The sequence below is a fragment of the Mycobacterium sp. BK086 genome (assembly GCA_004362315.1).
GTDB lineage: Bacteria > Actinomycetota > Actinomycetes > Mycobacteriales > Mycobacteriaceae > Mycobacterium.
The window spans coordinates 410,538-428,718 of record SNWL01000006.1 but is presented as its reverse complement, the minus strand read 5'-3'; the positions used below and the strand labels follow the sequence as shown (position 1 = coordinate 428,718).

The window sequence follows — 18,181 nt, the reverse complement described above, 5'->3', positions numbered from 1 at the left end:
TGAATCGTCGCTCTGCGTTCTGGATCGATCAGAGGCGGCCTTCGCGGCGCAGCAGATCGGCGGCGCTGAGCCCACCACCGGTGCCGCGGCGACGCTGCTCGTCGCCCTCTTTCTTTCCGCGCGAGTTCAGCTTCTCGGTGGCGACCTCGGAGTCGCCCTGCTCGGGTCGGCTCACCGGGATCGCCCGGGTCTCCTCGGCGCTGATCGCGGGCGACACCTCGTCGTCCTTGGGCTCGCGCTGCGCTGGGATCGCCGTTGTGGCGTCATCCGGTGGCGGCAACGTCTCGGTGGGTTCGGTTGACGGCGGCGGCGGGGGAGTAGGCCCAGAACCCGGCTGTGTCATTCCCCGGTCGCTGCGCTCCTGCCCGCCGGATCCCCGCAATTCGCCCAGCCACGACTCGATCTCCCGATCCGGCGCCGGCGGGGCCGGCGGACGGGTGGACCGGGCCGCCGATGCCGCAGATGCCGCGGTGTTCACCGCGTTCTTGACGACGTTCTTGGCTACCGAGAAGCGGGTGGTCGGTGCGTCGGTAGTGGCGTCACTCGGATCGGGCATCCGTGACGTGCCTGCCGCCGACGGCGGATCCTGCGGGGGCGGGGTGCGGTATTCGGCACGGCCCACGACCCGCGGCATGGCCCGGCCTTCGATGCCGGGATGGGTGGGATCGTGCGCCGGGCGCGCCGCCGCGACGGGCGCGCCGGCGCCGACCAGTGCGGGATCCGGATCACGCACGATCGGGCGCTTGCGCTCGTCGGGCAGGTGGATCTCGCCGAGGCCGAGCTTGACCTGCAGCCGCTTCATCCAGCGCGGAGCCCACCAGCAGTCGTCGCCGAGCAGTTTCATCACCGCGGGGACGAGGAACATTCGGATGATCGTCGCGTCCAGGACCAGCGCTGTGATCAGGCCGAACGCCAGGTACTTCATCATCACCAGGTCGGAGAAGGCGAATGCGCCGGCCACCACGATCAGCACCAGCGCCGCCGCGGTGATGATGCGTCCGGTGGTGGCGGTACCGATCCGGATGGCCTCTGCGGTTGACATTCCGCGCTCCCTGGCCTCGACCATGCGCGAGACGAGGAACACCTCGTAGTCGGTGGACAGGCCGTAGATCACGGCGATGATGAGGCCGATCACCGGTGCGGTCAGTGGTGTCGCGGTGAAGTTCAGCCACTTCGACAAGTGGCCGTCGACGAATATCCACGTCAGTACGCCCATGGTCGAACCGAGTGTCAGTGCGCTCATCAACGCGGCCTTGATCGGCAGCACCAGTGAGCCGAATGCCAAGAACATCAGGATCGTCGTGGTGGTGATCAGGATCAACACCATCAGCGGCCCCTTGTCGAGCAGGCTGTGGATACTGTCCTGCTCCAGCGCCGGGGTGCCGCCCACCCAGATGGTCACGCCCTTGGGCGGCGGTATCGCCCGCAGGTCCTTGATCTTCTGTGGCGCGTCATTGCGGACCTGTAGGCCGTTCTGGATCACGGTGACGTTCGGGTCTTTGGTGCCCTCGTCGGTCGCGGTCCGTGGGGTCCACTGCCCGGTGAATCCGGAGATCGCATTGGCCTGCTGGGTGATCTGTTCGATCTGCGCCGGGGTGGCGTTCTGGATCACCAGCGTCATCTGCTCGGTGCGGAAGCCGGGGAAGGTCCTGTCGAAATCCTCCTGCGCCATGCGCACGGAATTCGTTGGGGGCAAATACTTTTCACTGAATCCACCAAGCGACAGTTTGCCCAGCGGGATGATCAGCAAGATCATGATGACGACGATCGGAAGCGCGAACATGATCGGCCGCTTCATGACCATGTTGACGAGCTTGCCCCAGAAGCCCTTCTCGACCTGCTCGCGCGTCTGGGTCTTCTGCAGCTTGTTGGCCAGCCACTCCAGGTACACGCGCATCGGCTTCCAGTTACGGAAGAACGGCACCCGGAGCAGCGTGCGCACACCGAGTGCGTCGACGTTGGGACCCAGGATGCTCAGCACCGCGGGCAGCACGCTGATCGACAAGATCGCGGCCAGCATGACCGAGGCGATACCGGCGTAGGTCAGCGACTTCAGGAAGCCCTGCGGGAACAGCAGCAGGCCGGCCAGCGAGGCCACGATCAGGACGGCCGAGAAGGTGACCGTGCGGCCCGCTGTCATCACGGTGCGCCGGATCGCGGCCTCGGTGTCATAGCCCTCGGCGAGTTCCTCGCGGAACCGGCTGACCACGAACAAGCCGTAGTCGATCGCGATACCCAGGCCGATCAGGGTGACGACGGGTTGGGCGAAGAAGTGCACGGGCGCGAACAGTGAGATCAGCCGCATGATGCCCAGTGAGCCCAGGATGGACAGACCACCGACCATTGCGGGAAGGCAGGCCGCCACGACGCCGCCGAACACGAAGAACAGCACGACCGCGACCAAGGGCAGCGCCAGGACCTCGGCGCGCTGCTGATCCTTGCCGATCGTGCCGGTCAGCTCACTGGCCACCGGTTGCAGGCCGGCCAGTTCGACCTTGCCGCCGTCCATCTTCTGCAGGTCGGGCTGCACGATCTTGAAGTTGTTCAGGATGGTGTCGTCGTCGTCGCCCTTGAGCGGCAACGTGACGAACGTGCGCGTCTTGTCGTCGGTCGCGAGTTTCTGGACTGCGGGCAGGGTCGGCGCCTTCAGGTAGCCGGCCCACGGGAGCATCTGATCGGGGTGGTCAGCGACGACCTTGTTCAACTCGTCGACGATCTTCTTGGACCATTCCGGGTCGTCGACGGTCTTGCCCTCGGGGGCGGTGAAAATCGCCACGATGTGGCTGGATCGATCGCGACCGTAGACCTCGTCGGCCAGCACCGATGCCTTCACCGACTGGCTGTTGTCGTCGTAGAAACCGCTTTGCGTGACGTGCTTGCCCAGGCTCAGCCCGAACACACCGGCGCCGAGGCACAAACTGACCATGACCGCGATCACGATGTATCGGAACCGATACACGGTTCGACCCCACCAGGCGAACACGTAATCTCCTAACTAAATCTGTGGCGACCTGCGCATCGGGTTCTCCTACACGCGCGATGTCAGTAGCGAGGACAACGGCCGGAACGGTTGCAGCCACGCCCCTTGCTCTGGTAGCGAATCTAGGCCGATTCGCGGCAGCGGCTCTCGGAAAACACCAGGAATGTCCTCCAGGTCGACGAACTCCAAGGTATCCGACGCTAACGCCCAGCTGGCATGTTCGCGAAATCCGAGCACGTAGGCGGGGGTGCCCGCCCGGGCGATGTCTTCCAGCGGCGCGCGGAACGCCTGCCCGTCGGCCGACGCGACCAGGACGGCGGCCAGGCCTTCGGTGCGGCGCAGTTCGATGTGCGCCAGCATGTCGCTGTCGACGTCGCTGTCCTCGTCGACCTTCGGTTTGGCGAACACCGCGAAGCCGACGTTGCGCAGCGCCTCGACCCAGGGGCGGACAACGTCCGCGCTGCCGGGCGCGATGTTGGTGAACACGGTTGCCTCGGGTTCCACCGAGATCTCCGGGTGGCCGGCCGACAGTTCGGCGGTGCGGTTCAGCAGCCAGCGTCCCAGCGCGTCGAACCGCGGTCGGTGGGCGGCCGTCGGCCGTCCGCCGAGAATGGAGCCCAGGCCCATGTCCAGATTGGGGGCGTCCCAGACCAGAAGAACCCGCTGGACCGACGGGCTGATCACCGGGTCGTCGCCCTCGGGCGGTGCCGGGGCCGCTGCGGCGTCTTCCATCACACTCATGGGCGCCTCATCCACAGAAGTTCGGTCACCGCGCTGCCTGCGTGAGCGGCCTTCGTCTCGTACTTGGTCGTGGGGCGCTGCACCGAGATCGGCAGTCCCCCGCAAGCGGGAGGTACCCCCAGCTCGTCCGGCTGAACCCGACGCAGCAGCGGCTCGGCGTCACCGGCCTCGGCGATCTGCTCGGCATAGCCTGCGTGGTCGGTGGCGGCGTGCAGCACACCACCGGGCCGCAGCCGGTCGGCAATCAGCGCGATGGTGTTCGGCTGCAGCAGCCGGCGCTTGTGGTGACGTGATTTCGGCCAGGGGTCGGGGAAGAACACCCGCGCCCCGGTCAGGTCGCCGGTGGTGAACATGTGCTCGAGCACGTCGACGGCATCGCCCCGGACCAGGCGGATGTTGGTCACCCCGTCCCGGTCGATCGCGCTGAGCAGCTGTGCCAGTCCGCGCCGGTAGACCTCGACGGCCACCACGTCGATATCCGGTTCGGCCAGCGCCATCGCGTGCGTCGAGGTGCCGGTGCCGCAGCCGATCTCCAGGACGACCGGTGCCTGCCTGCCGAACCACGCGTTCGTGTCCAGGTGAGCGGCCGGCTCACCGTCGGCGCGCGCGACGGTCCCCAGCTCAGACCACAGCCTGTCCCACACCTCCTGCTGCGCATCGGTCAGCGCAGACCGGCGCGAGCGGAAGCTTGTGATCCGGGGATACGGATGCGTCGCCAAGGCATCGGGCGTGGTTGAGCCACCCTGGCGCTGCACATGCATCCGTCCATCGTCGCTCATGAATGTGGGTGTACCCGCACCGTGGTGCAATTTGATACCCAACAGTTGCCTTCCCCTGGTAGTGAATCGCGCAACAGGTCAGCTGATGCCAGCATGTCGGGTGTGGTGAAGCTGCCGGTGCAGGTCAGGGTCGGTGGCCGCCCCGGATGTGGCCGGCGCACGGTGGCCCGTGCGCTGCGTGGGGCGGGTGTGGCGATCGCCGACGCGTCGGAGCCCGCGGACCTCGATGTTTACGTGCTCACCGAGACCCTGAAACCCGAGGACCGGCGCGCCCTCGCGGAGTCGCCACGGCCGGTCGTCGCCGTCCTCAACAAGGCCGACCTGGCCGGATTCGGCGGCCCGGGTCCGCTGGCGGCCGCCGCCTCACACTGCGGGCGCCTCGGCGATCTCACCGGCGTTCCCTTCTTCCCGCTGGCCGGGCTCGCCGCCGTCGCCGCCACCGATGACACCGTCATCGACGACGACCTGGTCGACGCGTTGCGGGCGCTGATCACCGATCCGGCCGACCTCGGCTCGACGGACCGGTTCGCCGCCACCTCCCACCGGCTTCCGGCCGCGACCCGGCAGCGACTGCTCGTCCGGCTCGACCTGTTCGGCATCGCCCACGGTGTGCTGGCGTTGCGCGCCGGCGCCGACCGGGCCGGGCTGATGGCCGCGCTGCGGCGGGCCAGCGCGGTCGACGGACTGCTCGCCGGCATCGACGCGGCCGCCGCGCCGGTGCGCTACCAGCGCCTGGCTGCAGACGAGGCGGTCGACACCCGGATGGCCGCGGCCGTCGCGGTGATACGCGCCGCCGGATTGGAGGTGGACGACGTGGATGACGATGCCAGCGCGTCCGCCCACCTGCGGCGCGCGATCACCTGGCAGCGATACTCCCGCGGGCCGGTGTCCCGACTGCATCGCAGCTGTGGCGCCGACATCGTCCGCGGCTCATTGCTGCTGTGGGAGCGTGCCGGCGGGGTCGCGGAGCGGCTGTCGTGATCGACGCCGACCACGTGGTCGCGCAGATCGACCCGGACCTGCCGCCGCCGTCGATCCTGCGTCGCGACGTCGTGCTGGTCGCGGGTCCGTGGCTGGCCGGCACCAGCGGTGTGGCCGCCGCACTGCGGCACCGGCTGCCCGGGCACACGGTGCTCGAAGCACCCGATCTGGCCGCCGGTGAGGCGCCCGCCGCGGTGGTGTTCGTGGTCTCGGCCACCGCCCCGATGACCGAATCCGACTGTGCGCTATTGGATGTGGTGGCCGCCGACACCGATGCCGTGATCGCGGTGGTGGCCAAGATCGATGTGTACCGCACCTGGCGAGACGTGCTCGACGCCGACCGCGCGCTGCTGGCGCAGCGGGCGCCCCGCTACGGTGCCGTGATCTGGGTCGGGGCCGCGGCTGCCCCGGATATCGGTGCGCCCGTCGTCGACGACCTCGTTGCGGCATTGACCGCCACGCTGGCCTGCGACTCGTTGGAGCGTCGAAATCGGTTGCGGGCGTGGGAAAATCGGCTCGTCGGTGGCCATCGCCGGCTGGATCGCGATGTCGAGGGCGCCGGGCGGGAGGCCCGGCTGACGGTGCTGCGGGAAGAGCGCGCCGAGCAGCTGCGCAGACTTCGGCTGGACAAGTCGCAGCGTTCGATCGCGGTGCGCAGCCAGATCCAGCAGGCCCGCGTGCAGTTGTCCTCCTTCGCACGCACCCGCTGTGCGGCCGCGCGGACCGCGCTTCAGGAGGACGTCGCGACGATCTCTCGACGCGAGTTCGGGGGCTTCGCCGAGCGGGTGCGACGCCGGGCCGCGCAGGTGAGCGATGAGGTACAGGAGGCCACCGCGCGGCATCTGGCCGGCGTCGGAGAGCAACTGGGCCTGCCGGTCGGCGCCGCGACCGAGTCGGCTCCGGTGGTCGAGGTGGGCACCGCACCGCGGTGGTCACGCAGTGCCGAGACCCGGTTGATGGTGCTGCTGGGGGCGGGCTTCGGTCTGGGCGTCGCGCTGACACTGGGTCGGCTGTTGGCCGACCTGGCTCCGCAGTGGGCGCTCGCAGGCGGCATCGGCGGTGCGGCCGTCGGGCTGGCGGTGACGCTGTGGGTGGTCGGTGTCCGCGGACTGCTGCACGACCGGGCGGTCCTGGATCGCTGGGTCGTCGATGTCGTCACCGGACTGCGCACCGCCATGGAGGAATGGGTGGCCACCCGCGTCCTTGCCGCGGAGGCGTCACTGGGCCGAGCCGTCGCCGAGCGGGACGCCGTCGAGCACGCCGGCATGGACGAATCCGTGACCCGGATCGACCGGGAAATCCGCGAACACGGCATGCAGCGGGCGCGAGCTTCTGCGGTTCGGGACCGGCAAGTCCCGGTGATCGAGAGGGCGCTGAGGGCGGTACGGGCCGAACTGGACCGATGAAAGCCCCGATTATGGCTTTCTGAATCGTTCCTGTGAGTGATCGGACATAATCCCGATTAACCGCGGGTATCTCACCCGCGTTAACCTACTTTTCAGGGAGGACCGTGTCTCGGCGCGGAATCCGGCCTGCGTCCTGGCCATAAGAAATTAAGCAGGAGAATAGCAATGACTTCAGCGACCATCCCCGGTCTGGATAACGCACCGACCAAGCACCAGGGCCTGCTCGCTTGGGTCCAGGAAATCGCCGAACTCACCCAGCCCGACCGCGTTGTCTTCGCCGACGGCTCCGACGAGGAGTACCAGCGGCTGTGCGACCAACTGGTCGCCGCCGGAACCTTCACCAAGCTGAGCGACACCGAGGAGCCCAGCTCCTACCTGGCCCGCTCGGCTCCGTCCGACGTGGCGCGCGTGGAGTCGCGGACCTACATCTGCTCGGAGCGCGCGATCGACGCCGGCCCGACGAACAACTGGATGGACCCGACCGAGATGCGGGCCCTCATGACCGACCTGTACCGCGGTTCGATGCGCGGTCGCACGATGTACGTGGTCCCGTTCTGCATGGGCCCGCTCGGTGCCGAGGATCCGAAGCTCGGCGTCGAGATCACCGACTCCGAATATGTGGTCGTCTCCATGCGGACGATGACGCGCATGGGCAAGGCCGCGCTGGACAAGATCGGCGAGGACGGCTTCTTCGTCAAGGCGCTGCACTCGCTCGGTGCGCCGCTCGAGTCGGGCGCCGAAGACGTGCCGTGGCCGTGCAACGACACGAAGTACATCACCCACTTCCCGGAGACCCGCGAAATCTGGAGCTTCGGTTCGGGTTACGGCGGCAACGCGCTGCTGGGCAAGAAGTGCTACTCGCTGCGCATCGCCTCGGCGATGGCTCACGACGAGGGCTGGCTCGCCGAGCACATGCTGATCCTCAAGCTGATCTCCCCGGAGAACAAGGCGTACTTCGTCGCCGCCGCGTTCCCGTCGGCCTGCGGCAAGACCAACCTCGCGATGCTGCAGCCCACCATCCAAGGCTGGCGTGCCGAGACCGTCGGCGATGACATCGCCTGGATGCGCTTCGGCAAGGACGGCCGGCTGTACGCCACCAACCCCGAGTTCGGCTTCTTCGGCGTCGCGCCGGGCACCAACTGGAGTTCCAACCCGAATGCGATGAAGACCGTCGCGGCGGGCAACACCGTCTTCACCAATGTCGCGCTGACCGACGAGGGCGGCGTCTGGTGGGAGGGCCTCGAAGGCGATCCGCAGCACCTCATCGATTGGAAGGGCAACGAGTGGACGCCCGACTCCGACGAGAAGGCCGCGCACCCGAACTCGCGCTACTGCACCCCGATGTCGCAGTGCCCGACGCTGGCGCCGGAGTGGGATGACCCGCAGGGCGTGCCGATCTCGGCGATCCTGTTCGGCGGCCGCCGCAAGACGACGGTGCCGCTGGTGACGCAGGCCCGCGACTGGCAGCACGGCGTCTTCATCGGCGCCACGCTGGGTTCCGAGCAGACCGCCGCCGCCGAGGGCAAGGTCGGCACCGTCCGCCGCGACCCGATGGCGATGATCCCGTTCATCGGCTACAACGTCGGCGACTACATGGGGCACTGGATCAACCTGGGCAAGAACGCCGACGAGTCGAAGCTGCCGAAGATCTTCTTCGTCAACTGGTTCCGCCGCGGCGACGACGGCCGCTTCCTGTGGCCGGGCTTCGGTGAGAACAGCCGCGTGATGAAGTGGATCATCGAGCGCGTCGAGGGCAAGGCCAACGGCTCCACCACGCCGATCGGCATCGTGCCGGGCGCAGCCGATCTCGACCTCGACGGCCTGGACGCCGATCCGGCTGACGTCAACGAGGCCCTGGCCGTGAACGTTCAGGAGTGGCGCGACGAACTGCCGCTGATCGAGGAGTGGTTCGAGTTCGTCGGCGAGAAGCTGCCGACCGGCGTGAAGGACGAGTTCGAGGCGCTCAAGCAGCGTCTCGCCGAGAGTTCCTAACTGCTGAGCACATACGACAGGGCCAGTTGACACCCGTCAACTGGCCCTGTCGTATTGTGCAGCCATGCAGATCCGCGAGCATGCTGAGGCCACGCCCGACAAGCCGGCCGTCATCCTGTATCCGTCCGGAAAAACCGTCACGTTCGGCGAGATGGAAGCCCGGGCCAACCAGCTGGCACACTTGTTCCGGCAGGCCGGGCTGCGCGAGGGCGACGCCGTCGCGGTGCTCATCGAGAACAACGAGCATTTCCACACGGTGCTCTGGGCGGCGCGGCGCTGCGGCCTGTACTACGTGCCGATCAACACCCATCTGAATTCCGCGGAAGCCGCCTACATCATCGACAACAGCGAGGCCAAAGCCGTCATCGGCTCGGTGGCGCTGCGTGAGACCCTCGCCGGGCTCGAGGCTGAGCTGCCCAACGGTCTGCCATCGCTGCGAATCATCGCAGGCGGTCAGCTCGATGGTTGGCAGAGCTACCCCGAATGCGTTGCGGATCAACCGGTTACGCCCATTGACGACGAGATCGACGGTGACCTGCTGCAGTACTCGTCAGGCACCACCGGGCGTCCCAAGGGCATCAAGCGCGAGCTGCCGCACCTGCCGCCCGCCGAGGTGCCCGGCTTGATGTCGGCGCTCGTCGAGTTCTGGATGAACCCGCAGGCCGTGTACATCAGCCCCGCGCCGCTGTACCACACCGCGCCGTCGGTCTGGTCGATGCAGACGCTGGCGGGCGGTATCACCACGGTGGTGCTGGAGAAGTTCGACGCCGAGGGCTGCCTCGACGCGATCCAGCGCCACGGTGTCACCCACGGGCAGTTCGTCCCGGTGATGTTCACTCGGATGCTGAAACTTCCTGAGACCGTGCGTAATTCGTACGACCTATCGAGCCTGCAGCGGATCATGCACGCCGCGGCGCCGTGCCCGGTCGAGATCAAGAAGCAGATGATCGACTGGTGGGGCCCGATCGTCGACGAGTACTACGCCTCCTCCGAGGCGATCGGCTCCACACTGATCACCGCCGAGGACTGGCTGACCCATCCCGGGTCCGTCGGCAAGCCGATGCTGGGTGGCCTGCACATCCTCGACGAGGACGGCAACGAGCTGCCGCCAGGACAGGCGGGAGAGATCTACTTCGAGGGCGGATTCGACTTCGAGTACCTCAATGATCCTGAGAAGACGGCGAAGTCGCGCGACAGCCACGGCTGGAAGTCGGTCGGCGATATCGGTTACGTCGACGAGGACGGCTACCTCTACCTCACCGACCGCAGGCACCACATGATCATCTCCGGCGGTGTGAACATCTATCCGCAGGAAGCCGAGAACATGCTCGTCACCCACCCGAAGGTGATGGACGCGGCCGTGTTCGGCGTGCCCGACGAGGAGATGGGCCAAAGCGTGAAGGGTGTCGTCCAGGTGGTCGACCCGGCCGACGCTACCGACGCGTTTGCCGAAGAGCTGTTGGTATGGCTGCGAGATCGGTTGACGCACTACAAGTGTCCGCGGTCCATCTCGTTCGAGGCGCAGCTGCCGCGCACCGACACCGGCAAGCTCTACAAGCAGGAGCTGATCGCCAAGTACTCGCCGGCCACCACCGGCTAGATGCTGCTTGTCGACCTGTCCGACCCGCCCCCGATCGGGGTGACGGGTCCACCGGGCGTGGTCGTCGCGGTCGGAGAGTCTTCGACGCCGGATGGTGAATTCTGGCTTGATACAGCCACATTCGCGCTGACCGAGACCGAGCACGAGGACCGTCGGTTCGTCACGGTGGAATCGGTCGACGAGACGGTGGCAGAGCTTGCGGAGCGTTGTCAGCACTGGCCACACGCCAGTGCGGTGTGCGATGACGTACTGCGATCGGTGGACGTGACCGGCCCCGCCCTGCCTGGGGTCATCTCCGAATCGCTGGCCTATTCGACGCTGCAGTCCGGCCTCGAGTTCGCCCGCTGGCTTGCCGAGCGCGGGCCCGCCAGCCTGCCTGACATCCCCGATCCCGTTCTGGCGGAACGCGACGGCGGCACACTGCACATCCGGTTCAACAGGCCCAAGCGGCACAACGCCTTCAGCACCGACGCCCGTGCGCTGTTGCTCGAGGCGCTCAACGTCGCGCTACTCGACGACACCATCACCGAGGTGGTGCTCGGCGGCAACGGCGCATCCTTCTGCAGCGGTGGGGATCTCGGCGAGTTCGGCACGTTTGCCGATCCAGCCAGCGCTCATCTGGCCCGCACTCGGCACAGCCCTGCGCTGGCGCTCGACGAGCTGACTCGGCGACTGGGCCGGGCCTGCCGAGCCGAGATTCACGGCCGCGTTCTCGGCAGCGGTCTGGAGATGGCGTCGTTCTGCGGCTGGGTCAGCTGTCACGCTGACGCGGTGCTCGGGCTGCCCGAACTGACGCTGGGCCTCATTCCCGGCGCAGGCGGAACCGTGAGCATCACCCGTCGGATCGGACGTTGGCGCACAGCATATTTGGTGTTGTCGGGTCAGACCATCGACCCCGTGACCGCGCAGGCGTGGGGCCTGGTCGACGAGATCAGCTCGATCGACGCAGCGTGACCCGATAGGTGTACTGCTCGGGCAGGAAGTGGCTGACCGACAGTTCGACCGGGGTGCCGGTGGTGTCGGAATAGAGCCGGTCCACCCGCAGCATCGGGTGTCCGGGCGGGCAGTCGAGCGCCCCGGCGACCAGCTCGTCGGCGGGGGCCACCGTGATCGACTGTGCGGCTTCGGCAATGGGGTGGTCCAGGTGCGGTTCGAGAACACCGATGACGGTGTTGGTGCCGACGGCGCCGTCGGCCAGCTCCGTGGAGTCGAACACCACCCGCGCGATCGACTCGGGCAGGTGCACGGTGGTCACCACGAACGGAACCGCGTCGTGCAGCCGCCGGAACACCACCGTGTAGACCACGTCGTGATCCAGCCTCAGCCTGCTTGCCGCGGTGACGTCGACCCGGCGTGAAAGACCCTGCAGGACTTCCATCGTGGTGTCCTCGGACAGGCTCATCAGGTCCTCGATGGAGCCCAGCTGCCGCAGGTACCCGCGATTGGCGTAGGTTCCGCGCCCCGGCACCCGGTACACCACCCCCTCGGCAACCAGGTCCTGGAACGCCCGGCGAACCGTCTGCCGCGACAGCCCGTGCTCGGCGACCAGTTCGGACTCCGTCGGCAACCGGACGCCCTCGGGGTAGGCCCCGGCGGCGATCTCTTCGCGAAGGCGTTGCCGCAGAACCTGATACGCGGGCTCGGGTTTCATGGCCGGTTAAATGCCCCCGCGAGCGACCAATTGACCGGCGATGACGTTGCGTTGGATCTCGTTGGTGCCCTCACCGACGATCATCAGCGGCGCGTCCCGGAAGTAGCGTTCGACGTCGTACTCGGTCGAGTAGCCGTAGCCGCCGTGGATCCGCACGGCGTTGAGCGCGATCTCCATCGCGATCTCGGAGGCGAACAGCTTCGCCATGCCTGCCTCCATATCGCAGCGCTCGCCGCTGTCGTAGCGTTCGGCCGCGTAGCGGGTCAGCTGACGGGCGGCGGTCAGCTTGGTGGCCATATCGGCAAGATAGTTGCCGATCGACTGGTGCTTCCAGATCGGCTGGCCGAAGCTCTCCCGGTCCTGGGCGTAGGCCAGCGCGTCCTCCAATGCGGCGGTCGCCACCCCCAGCGCCCGTGACGCCACCTGAATGCGGCCGGTCTCAAGGCCTTTCATCATCTGGCCGAAGCCACGACCGGGCTCGCCGCCCAAGATCGCGGTAGCCGGCAGCCGGCAGTCGTCGAAGGCGATCTCGCAGGATTCGACGCCCTTGTAGCCCAGCTTGGGCAGGTCGCGCGACACCGTCATCCCCGGCGTCTCGGCCTCGACGAGCACCACCGAGATGCCCTTGTGTCGCGGGGTGGCCTGCGGATCGGTCTTGCACAGCAGGGCGATCAGACCCGATCGGCGGGCGTTGGTGATCCACGTCTTGGCACCGTTGATCACCAACTCGTCGCCGTCGCGGCGGGCGACGGTGATCATGTTCTGCAGATCCGACCCGCCGCCGGGTTCGGTCAGCGCCATCGTGGCCCGAATCTCGCCGGTGGCCATCCTCGGCAGGTACGCCTGCTTCTGCTCCTCGGTGCCGAAGATCTCGAGCAGCTTGGCCACTACGGTGTGCCCGCCCATCGCGCCGGCCAGGGTCATCCACCCGCGGGCCAACTCCTGGGTGACCTCGACGTAGCAGGGCATCGACACCGGGGACCCGCCGTACTGCTCGCTGATCGCGAGCCCGTAGATCCCGATCCGCTTCATCTGCTCGATCCAGGCCTCGGGATAGCTGTTGGCGTGTTCGACCTCGCGCACCGTGGGTTTGACGTCGCGGTCGACGAACGCGCGCACCGTCTCTACCAGCATCGTTTCTTCGTCGTTGAGTGCAGTGCTCACCAGATCGCTCCAGGGTTGGGAAATGTACGGCCATATTGACACGGGACGGGAAGAACCGCCAGTATGAGCGACTGTGACTTTGTACGGCCATATTGGCGGTAGCGAGGCCGGCGGTCCCTACTTCGATGATCTGGCCGTCGGCCAGGTCTTCGACTGGGCGCCGTCGATGACGTTGACGTCGGGTGCGGCGGCCACCCACCAGGCAATCCTGGGCGATCGCATGCGGCTGTCCTTGGATGCTGACCTGGCGCAGGCCGTCGTGGGCGGCGGTGCCGCGCTCGTGCATCCGGCGCTGGTGTGCGATGTCGCGATCGGCCAGAGCACGCTGGTGACCCAGAGGGTCAAGGCCAACCTCTTCTACCGCGGGCTGACCTTCCACCGCTATCCGGTCGTCGGCGACACCATCGTCACCCGCACCGAGGTGGTCGGGCTGCGCCAGAACACCGCCAAGCCCGGTCGGGCCGCGACGGGGCTGGCGGCGTTGCGGATGACGACCACCGACCAAGCCGGCCGGCAGGTGCTGGACTTCTACCGCTGCGCGATGCTGCCGCTGAGCCCGGACGCCGGGGAGACCGGCCATGCCGACGATCTGTCGCTGGTCGGAGCCGACCTGGCGCCCGCACCGGACCCGACCCTCGCCTGGAATGCGGTGGCCTTCCGCGAACGCGTCCCCGGCCCGTACTTCTCGCCGGGCCTGGCCGGCGCTGTGCTGCACAGCACCGGCGACGTCGTCAGCTCCGCGCCCGATCTGGCCCGGCTGAGCCTGAACATCGCTGCCACCCACCATGATTCGCGGGTCGGCGGGCAGCGTCTGGTGTACGGCGGGCACACCATCGGGTTGGCACTGGCCCAGGCTAGCCGGCTGCTGCCCAACCTCGTGACCGTGCTGGGCTGGCAGTCCTGCGACCACACCGGTCCGGTCCACGAGGGCGACACGCTGTACAGCGAGCTGCGCATCGAGGGAGCCGATGCGCTACCCGGTGATCGCGGCGGAGTGCTCACCCTGCGCTCGCTGGTCTTCGCGGCGGCCGACGAGAGTGACGACCGTCCGGTCCTGGACTGGAAGTTCACGGCACTGCACTTCTAGGCGCTGGCGCGTGCGCGCGACAATGGGTGGGTGAGTAGCTCCGGTGCTGGCGCCCTGGCCTGGCTGACCGGCATGCCCGACGGGCCGCCGGATCACTCACGATCGGCAGTGCTGACCCGCGCCGAAGCCGTCGCCGCCGAACTCACCGAACAGCTGGGCGTGCCCGTGGATGCGGGCACCATCGTGACGGGCCGGGCCGCGCTGCTCGGACTGCAGCGTCGGGGTCGCATCTCGGCAGGCGGTGCCACCCGGCTGATGCCGACCCGGGACGGCTGGTGGGCGCTGACCCTCTCGCGCGCCGACGATATCGCGGCCATCCCGGCCCTCGTCGAGGCCGACACCGTTCCCGACGACCCCTGGCCGGCCATCGAGCAGTGGGCGGCCCAGCACTACGGCGACGATGCCGTCAGCCGGGCGGCCCTGCTGAACCTGCCCGCGGCGCGCCTCGGCGAGACGGCCGCCGTGAGTCCCCACGTCCGGCCCTCGGGGATTCAGGGCCCACCCCGTTCGCCGGCGGGATTGCTGGTGGCCGACCTGTCGTCGATGTGGGCCGGCCCGCTCTGCGGCCGGCTCCTCGCGGCCGCGGGTGCCACCGTCGTGAAGGTGGAGAGCCCGGCGCGCCCCGACGGGACGCGATCCGGTGACCAGAGCTTCTACGACTGGATCAATCACGGAAAGCTCTCGTATGCCGTGGATTTCGACCGGGACTTCGACCGCATTCAGGCTCTGCTGGTGGCCGCCGACATCGTGATCGAGGGCTCTCGGCCGGGTGTGCTGGCGCGGCGGGGCCTGAGTCCGGAGACCCTGTCCGGCCGCGACGGAAGAGTGTGGCTGCGGATCAGCGGCCACGGACCGGACTCGCACCGCGCGGCCTTCGGTGACGACGCGGCAGTGGCGGGGGGATTGGTGGGGACCAGCCCGAGCGGGCCGGTGTTCTGTGGCGACGCTATCGCTGATCCGCTCACCGGATTGGAATCGGCTCTGGCCGTGACACATTCCCTGCGCGGAGGTGGTGGCGAGACGATCGAACTGGGAATGGCGACGGTCGCGGCTGGGTATGCGACGTTACCCGCCGAGGATTCCCCAGCGCCGGTCACCGAGCCCACACGCCCGCAGGCAACGGCCCACGCGGCCCCACTCGGCGCCGACAACGACGCCGTCGACGCCATTGTCAGACAAAGGAATACGGTCCCATGCTGATCCAGCGCGCCCGCCTACTCGACGGCCGAGGTGCCGACATCCGGGTGACATCTCATATCGAAGAGGTCGCCGACACGCTGACTCCGCGGCTGGCCGAGACTGTTCTGGACGCTGCGGGCGGCACCGTGATCCCCGGCCTGCACGATCACCACGTGCACCTGCGGGCCGCCGCGGCCGCACTGGACTCCGTCCAGGTCGGCCCCGCGAAAGTTCATAGCCGCGAAGAACTTTCCCAGGTCTTGGCTCAGGCCCCGGTAGGGGTCGACGGCTGGATCCGCGCGGTCGGCTACCACGAAACCGCTGCGGGCCCACTCGACCGGTTTACCCTCGACGAGCTGTTCGACGCTGCGCCGGTGCGCATCCAGCACCGCAGCGGAGTGCTGTGGTTCCTCAACTCCGCAGGCCTGGCCGCGGTCGGCCTGCCCGATCATCCCGACGGCAGGCTGCGTAGTTACGACAGCTGGTCGGACGCGGTCGCACGCCGCGACACCAATCTGGCCACGATCAGCAAGCGCCTCCTCGGCTTCGGCGTCACGAGCGTCACCGACGCCACCCCGGCGTTGGGTGCCGACGACATCGTCACCTTGACCGAGGAACATCGGCATGGGGGATTGCATCAGGGGGTGCACTGGCTGGCCCCGGGAAAGCGCATCCTGCACGATGATTCGCTGGATCTCGATGAGCTGACCGGCTGGATCGCCGAACGACACCGCGTCAGTGGGGCGGTTGCCCTGCACTGCGTGACCGCCAGCCAACTGGTGGTATCCCTGGCCGCGTTGCGAGCGGCCGGCACCCACCCCGGCGACCGGATCGAACATGCCGCCGTGGTGCCCGCCGACAGCCTCGCCGAGCTCGCCGACATCGGCGTGCTGGTGGTAACTCAGCCGAACTTCGTCGCCGAACGCGGTGACCAGTACCTCGCCGATGTCGAGCCGGCCGACCAGCCCGCGCTCTGGCGGCTGGCCTCGTTGCTCGATGCCGGAGTCCGGGTCGCCCTGTCGACGGACCTGCCGTTCGGCGGCGCGGACCCGTGGGCGGCGATGCACGCGGCCACCCGCCGCACCGCCCCTAGTGGCGCGGTCCTGAATGCCGATGAATGTGTCTCGGCGACAACGGCTCTGACGATGTTCACCGGTCATGCCGAACGTCCCGACGTGCCCAGGACCGTCGAGCCGGGGCAGCCCGGGGATCTCTGTGTGCTCGGCGCGCCGCCCGCCGATGTGCTCGACGCGCTGGATGCCGAGCTGGTCACCGCCACGATCGTGGGCGGGCACCCGCACGTCCGGAATTAGTCTTTTTCGTCATCCTTCGGCAGCAGTCGTTCGGGGTGGTGGTAGTCGTTGGTGCCGCCGCGCAATGGGACGTCGGGTGGTGGAGTCCATTCGGTCTGGCCGTCAGGGAGTTGGCGGGTGTTCCAGCCGTCGTTCTCAACGAGCAGGTTGTCGCATTTGCAGGCCAGGGTGAGGTGGTCGATGTCGGTGGTGCCGCCGTGTTTCCAGTCTGTGGTGGCGTGATGCACTTGGCTGTTGTAGCCGTTGACGGTGCAGCCGGGTGCCGTGCAGCCACGGTATTTGGCGAGCAGCATGATTCGTTGATCGGCTGAGGCCAGTCGCTTGCTGCGGCCCAGCCACAGCGATTGGCCGGTGACGCCGTCGAACACTGCCAGGTAGTTGTTCGACGGTGTGGCCTTGCGAATGAGGTCGGAGATCGGAATCAGTGTTCCCCCTGCGGTGACTGCCTGACCGGCTCCGGCTTGCAGGTCCTGCAACATCGTGGTGACGATCATTGTGACGGGAAGGCCGTTGTGCTGCCCCAGCTTCGGATCACCCAGCCGGTCCCGCACCAAGTAGGTCAAGGCGTCGTGCTGGCGTTGGGCATGACTGCGCAGATCGTCGGGCTGCGGTGCGGCGAATTTCGCAAACCAGGCGTCGAGCTGGGCCCGCAGCAGCGGATCAGCGATCAGCTTTCCCACACTCATACCGTCGGCGCGTTGGCCGCCGCACCATTGGAAGCCGCGTTTGCGGGCGCGGTCTTCGTCGGAGAACCGCCCGTCGGGGTTGAGGTGGGCGGCCAGCCGGTCGGCCACTTTCTCCAGCTGATCGGGCCGCATTGTGCGGGCGTGTTGGGCCAGGGTGCGTTGAGCCTTCTCCACCTCGGTCGGGCCGACATGGTCGGGGAGGTCGCGGAAGAACTTCTGGATCACCCGCACATGCTCGATATCCAATTCGCCGGCCTCCCAGGCCTGGCCGGTGTCGGGCAGTGGTGCTGGCAATGGCTCCCCGGTTAGCGTTGTGCGCGGTGTCAGCTGTTCGGCATCGCGAACGCGGCGTTTGGCGGCCGCGCGGCTGATGCGCAACACGTCGGCCAGCACGATCGGGATCGGCGGGCAGCCTTCGTAGCGCTCGAGTTGCGTGATCTGGCTGTGCGACATGGCGACCTGGCGGCGGATCGCGCTTTCGAAGCGTTCCAGAGCGGCGAATCGCTGCGGTGCTGGTAGCTCCTCGATGTCGGCGGCACCCATGAGTTCGATCGCGGTATCGAGCGCCTCCAGGGCAACCTCTATCGAACGCATGTTCGAAAGATTACGCCGCGCCTCCGAC

The 18,181-nt window shown here is 67.8% G+C and carries 14 protein-coding genes; 8 read left to right on the top strand and 6 right to left on the bottom strand.

What is annotated here, in order from left to right; all coding sequences use genetic code 11:
- Nucleotides 1-28: 28 nt before the first annotated feature.
- Genes mmpL3 through trmB form a run of 3 tightly spaced genes read right to left on the bottom strand, consistent with a single transcriptional unit; the run spans nucleotide 29 to nucleotide 4,500 of the window.
- Entirely contained in the window at nucleotides 29-2,983 is a 2,955-nt protein-coding gene (gene mmpL3, locus EV580_RS22760; RefSeq protein WP_133693843.1) for a trehalose monomycolate exporter MmpL3, read from the bottom strand.
- 45 nt (nucleotides 2,984-3,028) lie between these two features.
- Entirely contained in the window at nucleotides 3,029-3,721 is a 693-nt protein-coding gene (locus tag EV580_RS22755) for an NYN domain-containing protein (protein ID WP_133693841.1), read from the bottom strand.
- Nucleotides 3,718-4,500 carry a tRNA (guanosine(46)-N7)-methyltransferase TrmB gene (gene trmB, locus EV580_RS22750; protein WP_133693839.1) on the bottom strand — a complete coding sequence of 261 codons (783 nt, stop codon included), beginning with the start codon at nucleotides 4,498-4,500 and terminating at the stop codon, nucleotides 3,718-3,720. The genes EV580_RS22755 and trmB overlap by 4 nt, the downstream gene beginning before the upstream one ends.
- 93 nt (nucleotides 4,501-4,593) lie before the next feature.
- Here trmB and EV580_RS22745 point away from each other — a divergent pair, with 93 nt between their 5' ends.
- From EV580_RS22745 to EV580_RS22725, 5 genes are all read left to right on the top strand, one after another.
- Nucleotides 4,594-5,481 carry an ERA-like protein 1 gene (locus EV580_RS22745; RefSeq protein ID WP_133693838.1) on the top strand — a complete coding sequence of 296 codons (888 nt, stop codon included), beginning with the start codon at nucleotides 4,594-4,596 and terminating at the stop codon, nucleotides 5,479-5,481.
- Nucleotides 5,478-6,887 (top strand): hypothetical protein, encoded by a 1,410-nt coding sequence (locus tag EV580_RS22740; protein WP_286171760.1) that lies wholly within the window; start codon nucleotides 5,478-5,480, stop codon nucleotides 6,885-6,887. The genes EV580_RS22745 and EV580_RS22740 overlap by 4 nt, the downstream gene beginning before the upstream one ends.
- A 165-nt stretch (nucleotides 6,888-7,052) precedes the next feature.
- Nucleotides 7,053-8,879 carry a phosphoenolpyruvate carboxykinase (GTP) gene (locus tag EV580_RS22735; protein WP_133693834.1) on the top strand — a complete coding sequence of 609 codons (1,827 nt, stop codon included), beginning with the start codon at nucleotides 7,053-7,055 and terminating at the stop codon, nucleotides 8,877-8,879.
- Nucleotides 8,880-8,943: 64 nt separating this feature from the next.
- The gene (gene fadD4, locus EV580_RS22730; protein WP_133693832.1) at nucleotides 8,944-10,479 is read left to right on the top strand and encodes a fatty-acid--CoA ligase FadD4; all 1,536 of its coding nucleotides are present in this window, start codon (nucleotides 8,944-8,946) and stop codon (nucleotides 10,477-10,479) included.
- Nucleotides 10,480-11,433: an enoyl-CoA hydratase/isomerase family protein gene (locus EV580_RS22725; RefSeq protein WP_133693831.1), complete on the top strand. Its 954-nt coding sequence runs from the start codon at nucleotides 10,480-10,482 to the stop codon at nucleotides 11,431-11,433.
- Here the strand turns inward: EV580_RS22725 and EV580_RS22720 are convergent.
- Together EV580_RS22720 and EV580_RS22715 are read right to left on the bottom strand one after the other, a co-directional pair.
- Nucleotides 11,411-12,130 (bottom strand): GntR family transcriptional regulator, encoded by a 720-nt coding sequence (locus EV580_RS22720; RefSeq protein ID WP_133693829.1) that lies wholly within the window; start codon nucleotides 12,128-12,130, stop codon nucleotides 11,411-11,413. The two genes, EV580_RS22725 and EV580_RS22720, sit on opposite strands and share 23 nt — an antisense overlap.
- 6 nt (nucleotides 12,131-12,136) lie before the next feature.
- Nucleotides 12,137-13,294, bottom strand: coding sequence for an acyl-CoA dehydrogenase family protein (locus EV580_RS22715; protein ID WP_133693827.1), 1,158 nt, complete (start codon nucleotides 13,292-13,294; stop codon nucleotides 12,137-12,139).
- 73 nt (nucleotides 13,295-13,367) lie between these two features.
- Between EV580_RS22715 and EV580_RS22710 the strand changes: the two genes are divergently transcribed.
- The 3 genes from EV580_RS22710 (at nucleotide 13,368) to EV580_RS22700 (ending at nucleotide 16,873) form a co-directional block, all read left to right on the top strand.
- Complete coding sequence (locus tag EV580_RS22710; RefSeq protein WP_133693825.1) at nucleotides 13,368-14,381, top strand: MaoC family dehydratase; 1,014 nt, start codon at nucleotides 13,368-13,370, stop codon at nucleotides 14,379-14,381.
- A 72-nt stretch (nucleotides 14,382-14,453) separates the two neighbouring features.
- Entirely contained in the window at nucleotides 14,454-15,581 is a 1,128-nt protein-coding gene (locus tag EV580_RS22705; RefSeq protein WP_208114653.1) for a CoA transferase, read from the top strand.
- Nucleotides 15,575-16,873, top strand: a complete 1,299-nt coding sequence (locus EV580_RS22700; protein WP_133693821.1) for an amidohydrolase family protein — start codon at nucleotides 15,575-15,577, stop codon at nucleotides 16,871-16,873. Before EV580_RS22705 ends, EV580_RS22700 begins: the two co-directional genes overlap by 7 nt.
- Here the strand turns inward: EV580_RS22700 and EV580_RS22695 are convergent.
- Nucleotides 16,870-18,153, bottom strand: a complete 1,284-nt coding sequence (locus EV580_RS22695) for an HNH endonuclease signature motif containing protein (RefSeq protein WP_133693820.1) — start codon at nucleotides 18,151-18,153, stop codon at nucleotides 16,870-16,872. The two genes, EV580_RS22700 and EV580_RS22695, sit on opposite strands and share 4 nt — an antisense overlap.
- Between the last annotated feature and the right edge of the window lie 28 nt (nucleotides 18,154-18,181).